Below are 16942 nucleotides of genomic sequence, written 5' to 3' on the forward strand. Positions count from 1 at the left end.
GGCACGGATTCCTAGCCGCTCGGCTCTTGCGGTAAGCCGAATCTCTGTAGGGCGTTAACGCCATTTCCGCCGACCGTTACCATCGGTCCGACAGGAGCTATCTCAAAGCCACCGATCCGTGTAAGGAGCCGCGGCACCGTGAGCAGTGGAAACCAAGAGGCCGGCACCGAAGAACCCGAAGTTCTGGTCGAACAACGGGATCGAATCCTCATCATCACGATCAACCGGCCGAAGGCCAAGAATGCGGTCAACTCCGCGGTGGCCAATGGCCTGGCCGCCGCCGTCGATCGGCTCGACAACGAGACCGGCCTCTCGGTGGGCATCCTCACCGGGGCGGGCGGTTCGTTTTGCGCGGGCATGGATCTCAAGGCCTTCGCCCGCGGCGAGCTCCCCATTGTCGAGGGCCGCGGCATGGGCTTCACCGAGCGTCCCCCCGTCAAGCCGCTGATCGCGGCGGTGGAGGGCTACGCTCTGGCCGGCGGCACCGAGCTGGCGCTGGCCACCGACCTGATCGTGGCATCGAGGGACTCGGCGTTCGGCATTCCGGAAGTCAAGCGGGGGCTGGTCGCCGGCGGCGGCGGGCTGCTGCGGCTACCGCAACGCATCCCGTCCGCGATCGCCATGGAACTGGCGCTGACCGGTGAAAACCTGAGCGCGGAGCGCGCGCATGCGTTGGGCATGGTCAACGTGCTCGCCGACCCCGGCGCCGCCCTGGACGCCGCGATCGAGCTGGCCGAAAAGATCGCGGCGAACGGGCCGCTCGCGGTGGCCGCCACCAAGCGGATCATCGTCGAGTCCCGCGGCTGGAGCCCCGAGGAGATGTTCGCCGAGCAGAACAAGCTGCTAACCCCGGTGTTCTCCTCCAACGACGCCAAAGAGGGCGCCATCGCATTTGCGGAGAAGCGCCCACCGAAGTGGACGGGCACCTGATATCAGGGTGGTTTATCCTCTTGTGCCGCAAGGCTTGCCGAGTTCATGAGCGCGCAGGCGCGCCGGGTCCGGGCAGCGCCGCGGTCGCGCGCGGCAAGCACCGGACCCCGCCGCCAAGCTCGCGCGAGGCGGTGGGCCGGCCGGTGCCGGACCGCAAGATAGTTGCGTGATCTAAACTACAGACGGGCATGACACTTTTGGCCAGCTTTGTAACGCGTTGATACCGGAGAAAGATCGAGGATGAGCATTTCGTTGCTGCTCGAGATGGCTGCGTCGGGCAACGCGGAGCGCACCGCGGTGGTGTCCGGAGACCTGCGGCTGACCACGCAGGAGCTCAGCGATCTTGCCGACGGCGGCGCGGGCGTGATCGCCGGTTCGAACGCCAAACATGTCGCGTATGTGGGCACCGGCGGCGCGATGCTGCCGGTGCTGATCTTCGCCGCGGCGCGCGCCGGGGTGGCCTTCACGCCGATCAATTACCGGCTCTCCGCGGACGGCATCCGGGCGCTGATCGAGCGGCTACCCGAGCCGTTGGTGATCGTCGACGGCCGCTACCGCGACGCGGTCGCCGACGCCTCCGACAGAGTCATGCTCTCCGACGACTTCCTGGCGGCCGCGCGCGCCGCCGAACCCGCCCCTGAAAGTCTCGCGTTCCCCGACCCGGACTCCGTCGCCATCGTGCTGTTCACCTCGGGCACCACGTCGCAGCCCAAGGCCGTCGAGCTTTCACACAACAACCTGACCAGTTATGTCACCGGGACGGTGGAATTCGGTGCCGCCTCCGACACCGACGCCGCGTTGATCTGCGTGCCGCCGTATCACATCGCCGGGGTCAGCGCCGCACTGTCGAATCTCTATGCCGGTCGCAAGATGGTGTACCTGCCCAATTTCGATGCGCAGGAATGGGTTCGGCTGATCAACGCCGAGAATGTGACTACAGCGACGGTGGTGCCGACCATGCTGGACCGCATCGTCACGGTGCTGGAGAACCGCGACGGGGCGGCCATCGAGTTGCCGTCGCTGCGCAACCTCGCCTACGGCGGCTCCAAGGTCGGCCTGCCGCTGGTCCGGCGTGCGCTCGAGCTGCTGCCTGACGTGGGCTTCGTCAACGCCTACGGCCTGACCGAGACGAGCTCGACGATCGCGGTGTTGACGCCAGATGACCATCGCGCGGCGCAGGCGGCAGATGGGCCCGATGTCGCCCGCCGGCTGGGATCGGTGGGTCAAGCGGTGGCCGGCATCGAGCTGCAGATCCGCGACGAGGCCGGCAATGTGCTGCCGCCGGGTGAGACGGGCGAACTGTTCGTGCGGGGCGAGCAAGTGTCGGGCCGCTACACCGGGATCGGCTCGGTGCTCGACGAAAACGGCTGGTTCCCCACCAAGGACATCGCCATGCTCGACGACGAGGGCTACCTGTTCATCGGCGGGCGCAGCGACGACACGATCATCCGCGGCGGCGAGAACATCGCGCCTGCCGAGCTGGAAGAGGTCCTGGTCGAGCACCCCTACGTGCGTGATGTCGCCGTGGTCGGTGTCGAGGACCCGCAGTGGGGACAGGCGATCGTCGCGGTGGTGGTGCCGGCGGCGGGCACCGCCCCCGACCCCGAAGAATTGCGCGACTTCGTCCGCAAGAGTTTGCGCGGATCGCGCACCCCCGACGAGGTAGTGTTTCGCGACGAGCTGCCCACCACCGCCACCGGCAAGGTCTTGCGGCGGGAAATCATCCAGACCCTCACCGGATTGCGCGCCGCGCCGGCCCAGCAGTAAGCGATCAAGGACGGAAATCAATGATCAAGAACGGAACTCGTCTCGCCAGCCAGGTCTGTGACACGCAGGTGATCGTGGTCAGAAGCGCCGACAGCCTGGACGATTTGCGGTGTGGGGGTGCGCCGATGGTGCCGGTGGGTGGCGAGCGGTCGGGCGAACTCGACCCCGCGTTCGCCGACGGCACGGTCATGGGCAAGCGCTATGTCGACGAATCCGGCGCCGAGGTGCTGGTGACCAAACCGGGTGCGGGGAGCCTGAGCATCGGGCAGACCGCCCTGCAGCTCAAAGAGGTCAAGCCGTTACCGGCCAGCGACTGAGCCGGTCACTGCGACGCGTCCTGCTTGCCCGGGATCTTGTTCCGGGCAACGAATTCCTTTGCCTTGATCAGGAATTCGAGCTGCTCGCCAACCTGGTGTAGCGGGCCCGCATTGCGGGTCGAGCGGGAGAGCACGATCGCGCCCTCCAGCGCGGCGATCGACATCACAGCCAGCGACGCCGCATCGGCTTTGTCGAAGCCGTCGTTGACGAACGCGCGGGTGAGCGCGGTGCACCAGCGGCCCAGGACGGCGCCGGCCTCGGTGGAAAGATTGGGGCCGTCGTCGTTTGAACACCCGATCGCCGCCGCCACCACCGGACAGCCGGCGGTGAAGCCCCCCTCGGTGAGCAGCCGCTCCCAGAATTCGACGAACTCCTGCAACAACACTCGGGCGCCACGGCCGGCGGCGTCGTCGATCATGGCCGTGATCGAGTCGCCGGAGTAGCGCAGCGCCTCGGTAAGAATCTGATTGCGCCCGTCGGGAAAGTGGTAGTAAACGGAGCCGCGCGGGGCGCCGCTGCGGGCGAGCACGGCATCGATGGTGACCCCCGAAGCTCCGCGTTCGCGCATCACATCGGCGGCGCTGGCCAACATCTTCGTCCGGGTGCCCACGCGTTTCGTCGGGGCTTGCTCCGGTGCGGCCGCACCGATCTGCGTGGACATTTTTCCCATGGCAGGGCTCATGCCGCGTGCGAGTGCCGTAACGCCGGCCAGTGCATATGACGTGGGCTGAAGCGGAATGTGCGGCGCCGCAAGTCCGGCATCTCGCGGGTGAATTGGTAGCCGGCGACGTTGAGCTCGATGATCCACATGATGTTCTCCCGGCCTGTGTACGGCCCTTGATTATGCTATGAACCATATAAGACATCCGTAAATTAATCCATTCCTCGGACTGAGTGTGACGTACGCCGCACAAATGGGCCGCCGTGAGATTGAGATTTGCGCTCACCGAAGCGTCTGCGGGTGAAAATTATGCTCTATTGCATAATCTCTAGATCTTCGCTTCACTGGGCGGATGGTCAACAGCCCCGAGCCCCCGCCCTTACTGGCCTCGGCCCATCTGGCGCGCGAGCACGGCGACGCGGCCGCCATCGAGCGGCTACGCCCGGCCGTCACCGAACTCTTCGCCAGTCAGGACGCCGCTGAGGGTGTGCAATCGTTCGTCGAACGCCGGCCGGCCCGCTTTATCGGACGCTAGCCGGACGCTCGGGGAGAACAGATCACGCGTCGACGGTGTGACCCATCGGCATCAGCACGCTCTTCTGCTGCGTGAAGTGCTCGACGCCTTCGGGCCCGTTCTCGCGGCCGATGCCGGAATTCTTGTACCCGCCGAACGGGCAGCACGGGTCGAAGGCATACCAGTTGATGGCGTAGGTCCCGGTGCGGATCTTCTCCGAGATCTCGATGCCGCGCGGGATGTCGGTCGTCCACACGCTGCCCGCCAGGCCATACACCGAGTCGTTGGCGATCTTGATCGCCTCATCCTCGGTGTCGTAGCCGATGATGCTCAGCACGGGCCCGAAGATCTCCTCCTGGGCGATCGTCATCGTGTTGTCGACGTCGGCGAACACCGTCGGCTGCACGAAGAACCCGTTGTCCAGGCCTTCGGGGCGGCCGCCGCCGCACACCACCCGCGCGCCCTCCTCGATGCCCTTGGCGATGTAGCCCTCGACGCGGGCGCGCTGCTTTTCCGAGATCAGCGAGCCGATCTGGGCGGCCGGATCCGACGGCAGGCCCACCGGCAGCGCCTGCACGAACGCGGCGACGGCGTCCACGATCTCGTCGTAGCGCGACCGCGGCGCCAGGATGCGCGTCTGGGCGACGCAGGCCTGCCCGGTGTTCATGATTCCGGAGAACACCAGCATCGGGATCGCCGAAGCCAGGTCGACGTCGTCGAGGACGATGGCCGCCGATTTCCCGCCGAGCTCGAGCGTGCACGGCTTGAGCATTTCCGCGGCGCGCCGGCCGATCTCCTTGCCGACGCCGGAGCTGCCGGTGAAGGAGAAGAGGTCGACGTCGCGGTTGGAGGTCAGCGCCTGGCCGGTCTCGATCCCGCCGGGCACCACCGACAGCACGCCCTCCGGCAGACCGGCCTCGGCGAACGCCTCCGCCAAAAGGTTTGCGCTGAGCGGGGTTTCGGCCGCGGGCTTGAGCACTACCGTGCAGCCGGCCAGCAGCGCCGGGCCGAGCTTGTTGACGGCCAGGAACAGGGGCACGTTCCACGCCACGATCGCGCCGACCACGCCGACCGGCTCGCGGTAGACGATGCTCTGCCCGTAGCCGCCGTTGCGGATTTCGCGCCACTTGACCTGGTCGACCGCGGGGCCCGCGAAAAAGTTCAGCGCGCCGATCGAGCTCATCCAGTGCATCGTCTCGACGCTGGTCGGCGGCTGGCCGGTTTCGAGTGCGAGCAGCTGGGTGAACTGGTCCTTGCGCTCCTCCATCAGCTTGAGCGCGCTGGCGATGACGGCCGCGCGCTCCTTCGGCGGCGTCGTGGGCCAGGGGCCGTTGTCGAACGCGGCGCGGGCCGCGGCAACCGCGGCGTCGACGTCGGCCGCGGCCGCCATCGGCACCTTGCCGACGTACTCGCCGGTGGCCGGGCAGTGCACCTCGATGACTTCGGAGGTCGACGGCTCCGTCCACTTGCCGCCGATGAAAAGCTTGTCGTATTCGGTCTTGATGTCGGTCATATTCCGCCGCTCCTCTTCATCGCTCCGCTCTGCATCGTCGCCGGCGGGCATGCGCGCCACCCTACCCAAGCCGACGCGAAACGAGAACACGTTTCACTATTGGGGTTGCAGGACCAGCACGAGATTGCTGACCAGGAACTCGCGCAGCACCGGCACCTCCGTCAGCCACCACGCCCATCGAGGGTGGTAGCGGGGAAAAGCGGCGACCAGCGCGCCGGTGTTCTCGGCCCAGTTCAGGCCCGCCGAAGCCGGCACCGCAAACAACGACGACCCGTAGTCGTTTCTCGGTCGGCGGCCGTGCTTGCGAGCGTAGCGGTCGGCCGCGCGGGCGCCGCCGAGGTAGTGGGTGAGGCCCGTCTCGTGGCCGCCGAACGGCCCCAGCCAGACGGTGTAGGACAGCACGACCAGCCCGCCCGGTCGGGTCACCCGCAGCATCTCGGCACCGAGCTGCCAGGGCCGCGGCACGTGCTCGGCGACGTTCGAGGACAGGCAGATGTCCACGGAGTCGTCGGCGAAGGGCAGCGCCATGCCCGAGGCGCGCACGAAGGTCCCAGTCCCGCGCGCGACGGTCGGCCCGGCCGCATGCATCTCGCTGGGGTCGGGTTCGACCCCGACATACCGCAGCTCGGCATCGGTGAAGGCCGCCGCGAAGTAGCCCGGCCCGCCGCCGACGTCGAGCAGCGTGCGGCCGGAGGGCGCCTCGTCATGGGCGGTCCGCCACAGATCGCTCACCATTGCCGCGGTGTCGGCCGCCAGGGCGCCGTAGAAGCGAGCCGGATCGGACTGCTCGTAGCGAAACTCCGACAGCAGCCGCACCGAGCGGGCCAGCGTCGCTCGGCGCGCGAAGATGTCGGTGGCCGCCACGGCCACACCCTACGGATGTGTGGCGCTGCCCGATGCACATCGTCGCCGGTTAGGCTGACGACCAATGTCTTCCTTGCGCTCCGTGCTGCTGCTGTGCTGGCGCGATACCGGGCACCCGCAGGGCGGTGGGAGCGAAGCCTATTTGCAGCGCATCGGCGCGCAGCTGGCCGCATCGGGAATCGCCGTCACGCTGCGGACCGCCCGCTATCCGGGAGCGCCGCGCCGCGAGGTCGTCGACGGCGTGCGAATCAGCCGCGCCGGCGGCCGCTACTCGGTGTACGTCTGGGCGCTGCTGGCGATGGCCTCTGCCCGGCTGGGCCTCGGGCCGCTGCGCGCAGTGCGGCCCGACGTGGTCGTCGACACCCAGAACGGCCTGCCCTTTCTCGCCCGGCTGATCTACGGCCGCCGGGTGGTGCTGTTGGTGCACCACTGCCATCGCGAGCAGTGGCCGGTGGCCGGGCCGTTGCTCGGCCGGTTCGGCTGGTTCGTCGAGTCGACCCTGTCGCCGAGGGTGAACCGGCACAACCAGTACGTCACGGTGTCGCTGCCGTCCGCGCGCGACCTGGTCACCCTCGGCGTCAACGGCGCACAGGTCGCGGTCGTGCGCAACGGCCTGGACCGCGCGCCGGCGCAATCGCTGACGGGCCCGCGGTCGGCGGCGCCGCGGGTGGTGGTGCTGTCGCGGCTGGTGCCGCACAAGCAGATCGAGGACGCCCTGGAGGCGGTCGCGCGGCTGCTGCCGCGGATCCCGGGCCTGCACCTGGACATCGTCGGCGACGGCTGGTGGCGCGACCGGCTCGTCGAGCATGTGCGGCGGCTGGGCATCAGTTCAGCGGTGACGTTCCACGGGCATGTCGATGACGTGACCAAGCACCATGTCCTGCAAGGGGCCTGGGTGCACCTGCTGCCCTCGCGCAAGGAGGGCTGGGGCCTGGCCGTCGTGGAGGCGGCCCAGCATCGGGTGCCCACCATCGGCTACCGGTCCTCGGGCGGCCTGTCGGACTCGATCGTCGACGAGGTCACCGGGATCCTGGTGGACAGCCACGCCGAGCTGGTGGACCGGCTCGAAGAACTGCTCGCCGATCCGGTGCTGCGCGATCAGCTGGGCGCCAAGGCGCACACCCGCAGCGGTGAATTCTCCTGGGCGCAGAGCGCCGACGCGATGTGCGGCGTGCTGGAAGCGGTGCGGGCCGGTCGCACGGTCAACGGGCTAGTCACCGGGCGGGAGTGAGGCGCGGCGCCGCCACGCACCGATCATCGCGCCCGCACCGGCGCCGACCAGCATCGCCAGCCACGCCAGATGTGCGATCACCGTCGCCATTCGCCGCCCGGCCGCCACCCGGGGGGTCTGGCCGCCGATCCGGTAGAGCGCAATCTCGCGGTCCCGATAGACCGGAGCGAGCGCTTTCAGGGTGCGGGCGGCCGCCCCCATGTCGCCGGCGCTGTCGGATTCCACCACCAGCCAGCCGACCCCCGCCGCGGCCAGCGCCGCCGGATCGGGCCCGGAGAGTAGCTGCTCCTGCACCGCGCGGGCGTGCGTCCCCTCCCCGGCGATGGTTGTCCCCGAGATCACCAAGTCACCGGTGCTCAGCACGTCGGCACGCACCCATCGGGGCAGCGGGTCCAAGACCGGGGCGGGTCCCGCCCAGGAGAACAGCCGCATGGTGCCGGCGGGCAGCTCCGCGACCGTGCGCGGCTGGGCGTCGATCGCCGCGGCGACGGCGGACCAGCCGCGCGGATAGCGCACCGGCGCCACCTTGCCGAACACACCCCACGCCAGGTCGGGCAGCGCCAGCAGCAGAGTCAGGCAACAGACCAGCGCCGGGGCGGCGGCCCCGGAAAGCCGCAGCCACCGGCGCAGCGTCAGTACCGCGCCGGCGCCCGCGAGGGCGTAGCCCGGCATCGCCAGCGCCACCCACTTCTGGCCGTCGCGCAGCACACCGAAGCCGGGCACGGTGTCGACCACCGCGCTCAGCGCCTGCAGGCCCGGGCCCGTCGCCAGCGCCGCCGGGACGAGCACGGACACCGCAGCCAGCACCAGCAGCGGCACCACCGCCGGCCGCCGGATGACCGTCGGCAGGCCCGCCGCCACCACACCCAGCAGCACCGCGGCCGAGAACACCGCGAAAAGCGTGGTGCGGGAACCGGGCACGGCGTCGCCGTTCCAGATGCCGCCGAGGCTGGCCAGACTGGCCAGGGTGCCCAGCCCCGGCTCGGCGCGGGGCGCGAACGCCTCGACCCCGAGCCGGTTCGCCGCGGTGTGGGCGGTGAGCGACGAGCCCATCGCCGACGCCGTCAGCCAGGGCAGCGCCGCCACCACCGCGGCACCCAGCGCCGCCGCAGCGCACCACCGGCGCGCCCAGCCGGTACCGGGCGGCACCGCGCAAACCAGCGCCACCATCGCGGCCAGCAGCAGCCCGGTCGGGGTCAGCCCGGCCAGCGCGATCCAGAAGGCCAAACCACAGAACACGAACCAGTTCGCCGCCGTCGTTCGCAGCGTCAGCATGGCCGCGGCAACCCAGGGCAGACATCCGTAACCGACCAACAGACTCCAATGGCCCTGCAGGAGCCGTTCCGCGACATAGGGATTCCAGATCGCCACGGTGGTGGCGACGAACTGGCCGGAAGCGCCCGCGCACGGCAGCGCGACCGCGACCAGCCGGGCCGCGCCCCACCCCGCCAGCCACAGCCCGAGAACCAGCAGGGCCTTCACCGCGACGCCGCCGTCGACCAGATGGGAGGCCAGCGCCACCACGAAATCCTGGGGGGTGGCGCGCGGCGCCGCCATCAACCCCAGCGCGGTATCGGACAGATACGACCGCGGCGTCGACACCGCGTCACGCAACAGGAGGTATCCGGGCGCGAGGAGCGGCCCGACCACCAGCAGCGCCAAGACCAGTGCGTACCCGGGTCGGGTCCAGCGCACGGTTAACGCATCCGGGCCGGGCTATTCCCGGTCGTGCTGGCCGGGGGGAGGGGTCTCGGCGGGTCCGGCCGCGGTGGGCTCGTCGGGGCCGGCCGACGGGGAAGGGTGCGTTGGGCCGGGTGGTTCGGAGCCCGGCGGATCGGACTCCTGACGCCCCTCGGGACGCTGGGTGGGCAGCTTCTCGGTTTCGGCTTCGGCGCCGGGCACCGGCCCCTCGGGGCCGCCGCGGCCGAAGAAATCTTCGTCGCCCCGGTCCAGGCCGGGGTCCGTCAGCGCACTCTCGCTGCGCAGGCTGAACGAGGCGAGCAGTCCGCCGCCGATCAGTGCGATCAAGCCGACCGCGGTGAAGGTGATCGGCAGCACCCGCGACCACAGCGCCAGCCGGTCGCGCTCGTCGCGAGCGGCGTTGACCTGGGATTCGACGGTGTCCTCGTTCGAGGTGACCTTGTAGTCGGCCAGGGTGAGCTCCGGCTTGAGCGGGTCGCGGGCGAAATAGTGGTCGGCGTGCTCGGTCTGCTTGACGATGGTGCCCGACACCGGGTCCACCCAGAACGTGCGCTGCGCCGCGTAGTAGCGGGTCATGGTGATCTGCTCGTTCGGATCACCGCCCTGGATACCCCACATCGACGCCGACGTGGTCTGCTTGGCGTCCTCGTTGCCGGCCAACAGTGACGGGTACGGCACCGGGGCCACCAGCTTGCCGTCGCTGTTGTAGCCGACGTTCTGGGTGAACTTATACGTCGAAAGCCCGTTGACGTCTTCCTGGGCCTCGTAGTTGACGTCGAACGCCTTCTGCGCGATCGGATCGAAGTAGGGGTAGGTCTTCTTCTCGGTGTTGAACGGGAAGCGGTAGGACAGCCCGTCGTGCCGCAGCGGCATCGCAGTCGGCGGGTTCTCGTCGTTGACGGCGCGCGGCTTCTGGACCGAGCCGCCGGCATGGGTGTCGTCCGAGACGGCCAGGGCGGTCTTCCGATTGAGCGTGACGGTGTCGACGATCGCGAGCAGCAACCCGCTGTCCTTTTGCTTGTCGGTTCGTCGCAACGAGCTGCCGACCTGAAGCGTGACCACGTCGGCGTTGGCGGGGGACTCGACGCTGATCTGCTGCTGGGAGACGAGCGGCACGTTCTGGTTGACGACGACGTGGTCGGTCGATAGGGACGAGGAGTCCAGTGCCGTACCCGTGCCGTCACCGACCAACGTCGCGTCGATGTCCAGCGGAACCTTGGTGATCCGGCTGGTGGTGTACGTCGTCAAAAGCAGCGCGGCGATCAGCAGGGCAGCTCCGAGGCCGATGATCCCGCATGCGGCGAACCGCAACATGACTGCTCGGTTCACGTCGCTGTGCCCTCCTCGATTCCTTGCTTCATCAGCCGCGACCCGACCCGAGCAGCAGCCCGGGGCAAACTCGTTCGACCCTAACAGCAGAAAGTAAGGCGACGGCTTACCAACCTGTTGTTCGGTCCCGGGGTGTACCCGTTCGCCGGGCAACCGGGCGCAGGCAAACTGTGGTGGTGAGCGATGACCAGCGGGCGGGCGGGGTGCGCAGCTTCCTGCCGGCGGTGGAAGGCATGCGGGCCTGCGCGGCCATGGGCGTCGTGGTCACGCACGTTGCGTTCCAGACCGGACACTCCAGCGGCGCGGCCGGCAGGCTCTTCGGCCGTTTCGACCTCGCCGTGGCGGTGTTCTTCGCGCTGTCGGGTTTCCTCCTGTGGCGCGGGCATGCCGCGGCGGCAAGGGATCTGGGTGCCCGCCCGGCCACCGGCCACTACCTGCGATCCAGGGTGGTCCGCATCATGCCCGCCTATGTGGTCGCCGTCGTCGTGATCCTGACTTTGTTGCCCGACGCCGACCACGCGAGCCTGACGGTGTGGTTGGCCAACCTGACGCTCACCCAGATTTACGTGCCGCTGACCCTGACCGGCGGGCTGACCCAGATGTGGAGCCTGTCTGTCGAGGTCAGCTTCTACCTGGCATTGCCGATTCTCGCCCTGCTGGCCCGCAGGCTGCCGGTGCGGGCCCGGGTCCCGGCGATCGCCGCGCTGGGGGCCCTCAGCTGGGCGTGGGGCTGGATACCCATCCATTCGGGGTCCGGCACGAATCCGCTCAACTGGCCGCCGGCGTTCTTCTCCTGGTTCGCCGCCGGGATGCTGCTGGCCGAGTGGGTGCACTGCGGGATCGGACTGCCAGTGCGCTTGGCGCAGAAAAAGGGGGGCCGCCTCGTGATGGCCGCCGTCGCGGGCATCGCCTACCTGATCGCGGCGTCGCCGCTGGCCGGTCCCGAAGGTCTGGTGCCCGGCACCCCGGCCCAGTTCGCGGTGAAGACGGCGGCAGGCTCTGTGGTGGCCTTCGCCCTGGTCGCCCCGCTAGTGCTGGACCGGGTGGACACCCCGCATCGCGTCCTGGGGACTACCGCGATGGTGACCCTGGGGCGCTGGTCCTACGGGCTGTTCGTGTGGCACCTGGCGGCACTGGCCATGGTGTTCCCGGTGCTCGGAACGTTCCCGTTCACCGGCCGCATGCCCACAGTGTTGGTGTTGACGCTGATCTTCGGCTTCGCGATCGCCGCGGTCAGCTACGCGCTGGTCGAGTCACCGTGCCGAGAAGCGTTGCGCCGCTGGGAGAAACGCGAGAAGCCGGGCGTTCGGTTCCAGGCCGTCGATGCCGAGGCGGACGCGATCGCGCCCTAGGAGGCATCCGGGCGGGCGCTGAAGTCAATATGCGGTTCGGGCGGGCGGCGGGTATTCGGCTTCGGGCGGAAGCAGGTTCAGGGGGTACTCGTTTAGCGATAGGACAAGCGTGTCGGCGGGCTCGGAGATATCCACATAATGATGGCCCGAGCCGGGGTGATCATGCATCTCGGTCAACAATTCGATGATTTCCGCGGCAACGGCCGCGTCTAACTGCCACAAGACGGTGCCATCGCGGAATTCGATGTCGGCGGCGCCCGGTTCGATGACGAACTGGTGAATCGTTGCCCCGTGATCCAGCCGGGCCGAACCTTGTTGTGCGGCCTGCATCAGGGTCGCAAGGATGGTGTTAACGCCAGCGGTATCCATGGCCAACAACACCGCATCATCGCCCATGTACAGCTTTTCGGCCAATTCGGCGTGAATCACACTCATCTGCACCATGCTTTCTCACCGTCAGACACAATGTTAACGGTCAGAAGCGGTGACTGGCGCGGTATTCCACCCGGCCCCAAGAAGCCGCTCTCCGAAGCCATCACCACCGGGATCGCAGCGCCCGGTGTGACGGTAAGCGCAGTTCTGAGGGTGTCATATCTAATTGCTGGTCAGCCTATTTCGCTTTCTGCAAGCTCAAGATCAGCGGCTACCGGCCGGACCCTCTTCCCATTCTTCGATGTTGGTTTCACCGAGCCAGTGTTGATGGGCATGTGGAGGCGGGACTACTTGGGGACCGAAAGAAGGCCCGCCTCCGATAATCGGTCCTTGAGTGAGCTTGGGCGCTGGCGGTTTAGGCGCAGGAGCCGGGGGTTGTGGGGCGGCTGGAGGGGGGCCGACTGTCCCTGAGCGCGGTGGTGCTGCTGCTTCCTTGTGGGTTGGAAGGCCGTTGATCCCGACGTTGTTCCACCTACTGTTCGGCGCATCGTGCGGGTTGTAGTCCCAGTGCGGATAGTGATACCGATCCTGGCCTGGGTCGTACCGCCACTCGCCCCCGTTCTTGTCAAACAGGTGCTGCTCGCCCTTCGCCCGGGCGCTCGGCTTACTGGCTGGTCCGGTGGTTACCGGCCCGTCGACAGGCGGGCGAAGGCCTTCGGGCGGCAAGCCTGGGCCTATGGGCTTCCCTTGTGGGTAAGGCGGCGGCGGTGGTTGCCATGGCTGGGGGGCGGGATCGTCTTTGAAGGTGTGATTTTCGACGGTGTGGACGTGGCTGTCCTTCGGAGGCCAGTCAAGGGCCGGGCGTTGCGGGAGAAGATTGTCGCCGATACCGGCCACGGCGGCGATGATTTTGCCGGCGACTTGTTGGTCCAGGGCGACCAGTTGGGCGGCGCGCTGTCGGATGTCGCCGGCGAGGGCTTGCGCTTGGGCTTGGCGCGCGGTCCGTAGTGCGGTCGGTCCGACGCTCATTCGGTCGGTGACCGAAAGATCCTCGCCCACTTGATATCCCGCTGCCTGGGCATCCTGTATGGCGTAGCGGACTCGTGAGCGGGCTGCATATAGATCCGAGGCACCGTTGCGCGCGACACGGGCGGCCGCCTGTAGCTGGTCGGCTGCTGAGCTGGTGGTTTCCATGTCAGCGTGGGTCGCGACGCGCAGCGCCGCGGCGGCGTCGCCTCGCCAATCGACCGACGCGGCGTCCCGCCACACCTGGTGGGAAAGCGCATAGCTGCGCTCGGCCACGGTCTCCCAGTGGGCGGCCGCTTCTGTGAGATGCTCGGTGGGCCAGGTCAATAGCGCCGACACGCTAGGAACCCCTGCGACCGCGGCCATCGCTACACGCTAGTCACGGGCTGCGCCACAGAGGCCAGCTGATTAGCCGATCGGGTCTCGTTGGCAATATAACGGGTCTCTGCTTCAGACACGTGGGTAGCGGCAGAGCTTACCCGCGCCGCCAACGCCTCGGTGAAGGCTGTGACTTCGGCGTGGGCGGCGTTGACTGCCGTCGCGGTGGGCTGCCACGACAAGCCGAGATTTGCCGGTGATACCGCCGCATTGAAATTCTCGGCCGCGGTGGCCCAGCGGGTCGCCAGCGCTTGCACACCCGCGGTATTCACCCGCACCGTCTCCTGCACAAGCGGAGCTTAGGTAATCGGGTCGATGCGAGCCAGTCACCGCCACCGCTCCCAAGTCGCCGCATGAAGGCGCCGTGCAAGCTGATTGGTGAGCCGCAACACAACCCGTCCCTGACCGGTGCCGGGATGGGTAGCAAAGTCCGCCGTCTGGCACTACAGCCATTCCGTTGCTTCACTCAGCCGGAGAGCTGTCATCGCGATGCGCCCTAGCTCGCTTCCGCGGCCGCCAGGCGCTCCATGATCTGGTCGCGCACTGCCGAGCGGCGGGCCTTGCCGGCGTCGTCGCGCAACGGGGTGTCGACGAACTCGACGGTGTGCGGCACCTTGTACCCCGCCAGGTGGTCGCGCAGAAATGCTTGCACGGCAATGGAATCCAGCGGCGAACCGTCGATCGGGTGCACAAGCGCGTACGGCACCTGGCCGAGATCCTCGTGGGGGACGCCGACGACCAGACAGGACAACACGTCCGGATGCGCGGACAGCGCGTTCTCGATCTCGGCGGGGTAGACGTTGCGGCCGCCGACGGTGAACATGTCGACCCGCCGGTCCGATAGGTATAGGAATCCGTCGGCGTCGAAATAGCCGAGGTCGCCCAGCGAGTCCCAGCCGTCGCGGGTTTTCGCCGTGGCGCCGACATAGCGATAGGTGGGCGCGCTGTTCGGTCCCGGCCGCATGTAGATCTCGCCGACCACGCCGGGCGGGCAGGGGTTGCCGTCGTCGTCGAGCACCTTCATCTCTCCGGCGACCACCACGCCGACCGAACCGCGGTGGGTCAGCCATTGGTCGCCGGAGATGAACGTCAGCGCCTGTAGTTCGGTGCCGCCGTAGAGTTCCCAGACCTTCTCCGCGCCCAGCAGGTCGATCCAGGCCTCCTTGATCGCGGGCGGGCAGGGTGCCCCCAGATGCCAGAACCGCCGGATCGAGGACAGGTCGTAAGCGCCCGGGTCTGCCTGGTAGACCGGCAGCGTGCGCTGCATGATCGTTGGCACCGTCGTCAGGAAGCTGACGCGATGGTCGGCGATCAGCCGGAGAAACCCCTCGGGGTCGAAGCGGCTCATCAGCACCAGGTGATGGCGCATCAGCAACGCGATCGTCGCGGTGGTGAAGCCGGTGTTGTGCGACAGCGGCACCGGTACCAGCGTGGTGTCGCCCTCCTGGGCGCCAAGTGGATAGCCGATCGCCGACGGGATCCGGCTGTCGCCGCCGGATTCGATCAGCTTGGGCCGGCCGGTGCTGCCGCCGGACCCCATCGCTTTCCACACCGGCGAGACCGCTTCCGGCAGCGGGGCGTCCGACAGTGCCGGGTCGGGTTCGAAACCTGCTGGCACACTGAAGAACTCGGAGTGCTCACGGCCCACCAGCAGGGCCGGCGGCCGCAACTCGAGCAGGCCAGCCAACTCGGCGTCCGGCAGCCGCGCGGACAGCGGCTGCGGCACCGCGCCCAGCTTCCAGCACGCCACCGCGGCCTGGATCCATTCGACCGAGTTTGGCAGCACAAAAGTCACGTAGTCGCCGACGCCGACGCCGCGCTCGGCGTAGGCGCGCGCCAGCCGATTCGTCGAGCGGTCGAGTTGAGCGCGGGTCAGGGTCAGCCCATCGCAGGTGACCGCCGGCTCGTCGGGAGCGAGTTCGGCCAGCGCCGAAATCTGCGTACCGATCGGCGGGATCGGCTCACTCATACGCGCCCTGCCGCTCGAAGATGCGGCGCGGGTTGTCGACCAGCATCGTGTGCAGCTGCTCGTCGGTGACGCCGCGCTCCTTGAGCGCCGGGATCACGTCGTTGTGGATGTGAAGGTAGTGCCAGTTCGGCAGCATCTGCGACCCCAGCTCCTCCGGGATCGCATCGAAGTAGCAGTTGGCGTCGTGCGAGAGCACCATCTTGTCGGCGTGCCCGCGCTCGCACATCTGCACCACCGTGTTCACCCGATCCTCGAAGGGCAGGAACGCGTCGATGCCGAAGCGGTCCATCCCGAGGTAGGAGCCGGCAGCGATGAGCTCCTCGAGGTAGCCGATGTCGGTGCTGTCGCCGGAGTGCCCGATGATCACCCGGCTCAGGTCGACGCCCTCTTCTTCGAAGATGCGCTGCTGCTCGAGCCCGCGTCGCAGCCCCGCGTGGGTGTGCGTCGAGATCGGCACGCCGGTGCGCTTGTGCGCCTGGGCGACCGCGCGCAGCACCCGCTCGACGCCCGGTGTGACGCCGGGTTCGTCGGTGGCGCACTTGAGGATCCCGGCCTTGATGCCGGTGTCGGCGATGCCCTGCTCGATGTCGCGGACGAACATGTCGGTCATGATCTCCGGGCCGCCCGCCAGTGCGCCCGGACCGAGGTAGTGGAAGTACATCGGGACGTCGTTGTAGGTGTAAAGCCCTGTCGCCACAACGATATTGAGCTCGGTCTCGGCTGCCACCCGCGCGATGCGCGGAATGTAGCGGCCCAGGCCAATCACGGTGAGGTCGACGATGGTGTCCACGCCGCGGGACTTCAGCTCGTTGAGCCGGTTGACGGCGTCGGCGACACGCTGTTCTTCGTCACCCCAGGCTTCGGGATAGTTCTCCGCGATCTCGGTGGTCATGATGAACACGTGTTCATGCATGAGGGTTACGCCTAGTGCAGCGGTATCGATGGACCCGCGAGCGGTATTGAGTTCTGACACGCCACTGATGCTAAGTCGGCCGGCACCCGACCAACAGGGCCGTT

Annotated in this window: 16 protein-coding genes and 1 pseudogene; 6 read left to right on the forward strand and 11 right to left on the reverse strand. The window is 68.2% G+C overall.

What is annotated here, in order from left to right; translation table 11 throughout:
• The first annotated feature begins 138 nt into the window (after positions 1–138).
• The 3 genes from AC5Y4H_RS19780 to AC5Y4H_RS19790 all read left to right on the forward strand — a co-directional run bounded on the left by AC5Y4H_RS19780 (position 139) and on the right by AC5Y4H_RS19790 (position 3014).
• On the forward strand, positions 139–930 hold the full coding sequence (locus tag AC5Y4H_RS19780; protein ID WP_499984224.1) for a crotonase/enoyl-CoA hydratase family protein: 792 nt from the start codon (positions 139–141) through the stop codon (positions 928–930).
• 240 nt (positions 931–1170) lie between these two features.
• Positions 1171–2697, forward strand: coding sequence for a class I adenylate-forming enzyme family protein (locus AC5Y4H_RS19785; RefSeq protein ID WP_499984226.1), 1527 nt, complete (start codon positions 1171–1173; stop codon positions 2695–2697).
• 20 nt (positions 2698–2717) lie between these two features.
• On the forward strand, positions 2718–3014 hold the full coding sequence (locus tag AC5Y4H_RS19790; RefSeq protein WP_499984227.1) for a hypothetical protein: 297 nt from the start codon (positions 2718–2720) through the stop codon (positions 3012–3014).
• Positions 3015–3019: 5 nt separating this feature from the next.
• Here AC5Y4H_RS19790 and AC5Y4H_RS19795 read toward each other — a convergent pair whose 3' ends face one another.
• Together AC5Y4H_RS19795 and AC5Y4H_RS19800 are read right to left on the reverse strand one after the other, a co-directional pair.
• Positions 3020–3676: a TetR/AcrR family transcriptional regulator gene (locus tag AC5Y4H_RS19795; RefSeq protein ID WP_499984228.1), complete on the reverse strand. Its 657-nt coding sequence runs from the start codon at positions 3674–3676 to the stop codon at positions 3020–3022.
• A 17-nt stretch (positions 3677–3693) separates the two neighbouring features.
• Positions 3694–3825 (reverse strand): hypothetical protein, encoded by a 132-nt coding sequence (locus tag AC5Y4H_RS19800; protein ID WP_003874074.1) that lies wholly within the window; start codon positions 3823–3825, stop codon positions 3694–3696.
• A gap of 233 nt (positions 3826–4058) precedes the next feature.
• Between AC5Y4H_RS19800 and AC5Y4H_RS19805 the strand changes: the two are divergent.
• A pseudogene (locus AC5Y4H_RS19805) lies at positions 4059–4211 on the forward strand (crotonase/enoyl-CoA hydratase family protein); the annotation flags it as partial.
• A 22-nt stretch (positions 4212–4233) separates the two neighbouring features.
• On the opposite strand, the gene AC5Y4H_RS19810 reads toward AC5Y4H_RS19805, so the two are convergent.
• Together AC5Y4H_RS19810 and AC5Y4H_RS19815 are read right to left on the reverse strand one after the other, a co-directional pair.
• A complete protein-coding gene (locus AC5Y4H_RS19810) occupies positions 4234–5703 on the reverse strand; it encodes an aldehyde dehydrogenase (RefSeq protein ID WP_499984231.1) in 1470 nt (489 codons plus the stop codon).
• 96 nt (positions 5704–5799) lie between these two features.
• Positions 5800–6567, reverse strand: coding sequence for a class I SAM-dependent methyltransferase (locus AC5Y4H_RS19815; protein WP_499984232.1), 768 nt, complete (start codon positions 6565–6567; stop codon positions 5800–5802).
• A 64-nt stretch (positions 6568–6631) separates the two neighbouring features.
• Between AC5Y4H_RS19815 and AC5Y4H_RS19820 the strand changes: the two genes are divergently transcribed.
• The gene (locus AC5Y4H_RS19820; protein ID WP_499984234.1) at positions 6632–7798 is read left to right on the forward strand and encodes a glycosyltransferase family 4 protein; all 1167 of its coding nucleotides are present in this window, start codon (positions 6632–6634) and stop codon (positions 7796–7798) included.
• Here AC5Y4H_RS19820 and AC5Y4H_RS19825 read toward each other — a convergent pair.
• Both AC5Y4H_RS19825 and pgfA read right to left on the reverse strand, forming a co-directional pair.
• Entirely contained in the window at positions 7778–9493 is a 1716-nt protein-coding gene (locus AC5Y4H_RS19825) for an MmpA family trehalose lipid delivery protein (protein WP_499984235.1), read from the reverse strand. The two genes, AC5Y4H_RS19820 and AC5Y4H_RS19825, sit on opposite strands and share 21 nt — an antisense overlap.
• 21 nt (positions 9494–9514) lie before the next feature.
• Complete coding sequence (gene pgfA / locus AC5Y4H_RS19830) at positions 9515–10828, reverse strand: cell envelope lipid trafficking protein PgfA (RefSeq protein WP_499984237.1); 1314 nt, start codon at positions 10826–10828, stop codon at positions 9515–9517.
• Between the two features lie 170 nt (positions 10829–10998).
• Between pgfA and AC5Y4H_RS19835 the strand changes: the two genes are divergently transcribed.
• On the forward strand, positions 10999–12180 hold the full coding sequence (locus AC5Y4H_RS19835) for an acyltransferase family protein (RefSeq protein WP_499984238.1): 1182 nt from the start codon (positions 10999–11001) through the stop codon (positions 12178–12180).
• Positions 12181–12204: 24 nt separating this feature from the next.
• Here the strand turns inward: AC5Y4H_RS19835 and AC5Y4H_RS19840 are convergent, their stop codons facing one another.
• The 5 genes from AC5Y4H_RS19840 to AC5Y4H_RS19860 form a co-directional block, all read right to left on the reverse strand.
• Entirely contained in the window at positions 12205–12609 is a 405-nt protein-coding gene (locus tag AC5Y4H_RS19840; protein WP_499984240.1) for a hypothetical protein, read from the reverse strand.
• Positions 12610–12816: 207 nt separating this feature from the next.
• Positions 12817–13944, reverse strand: a complete 1128-nt coding sequence (locus tag AC5Y4H_RS19845) for a hypothetical protein (protein WP_499984241.1) — start codon at positions 13942–13944, stop codon at positions 12817–12819.
• Positions 13945–13946: 2 nt separating this feature from the next.
• Positions 13947–14246, reverse strand: a complete 300-nt coding sequence (locus tag AC5Y4H_RS19850) for a hypothetical protein (protein ID WP_499984243.1) — start codon at positions 14244–14246, stop codon at positions 13947–13949.
• A gap of 206 nt (positions 14247–14452) precedes the next feature.
• Positions 14453–15925 carry an AMP-binding protein gene (locus AC5Y4H_RS19855; protein ID WP_499984246.1) on the reverse strand — a complete coding sequence of 491 codons (1473 nt, stop codon included), beginning with the start codon at positions 15923–15925 and terminating at the stop codon, positions 14453–14455.
• Entirely contained in the window at positions 15918–16898 is a 981-nt protein-coding gene (locus AC5Y4H_RS19860; protein WP_499984248.1) for a phosphotriesterase family protein, read from the reverse strand. Before AC5Y4H_RS19860 ends, AC5Y4H_RS19855 begins: the two co-directional genes overlap by 8 nt.
• Between the last annotated feature and the right edge of the window lie 44 nt (positions 16899–16942).

Source organism: Mycobacterium sp. NGS58, from assembly GCF_059812385.1.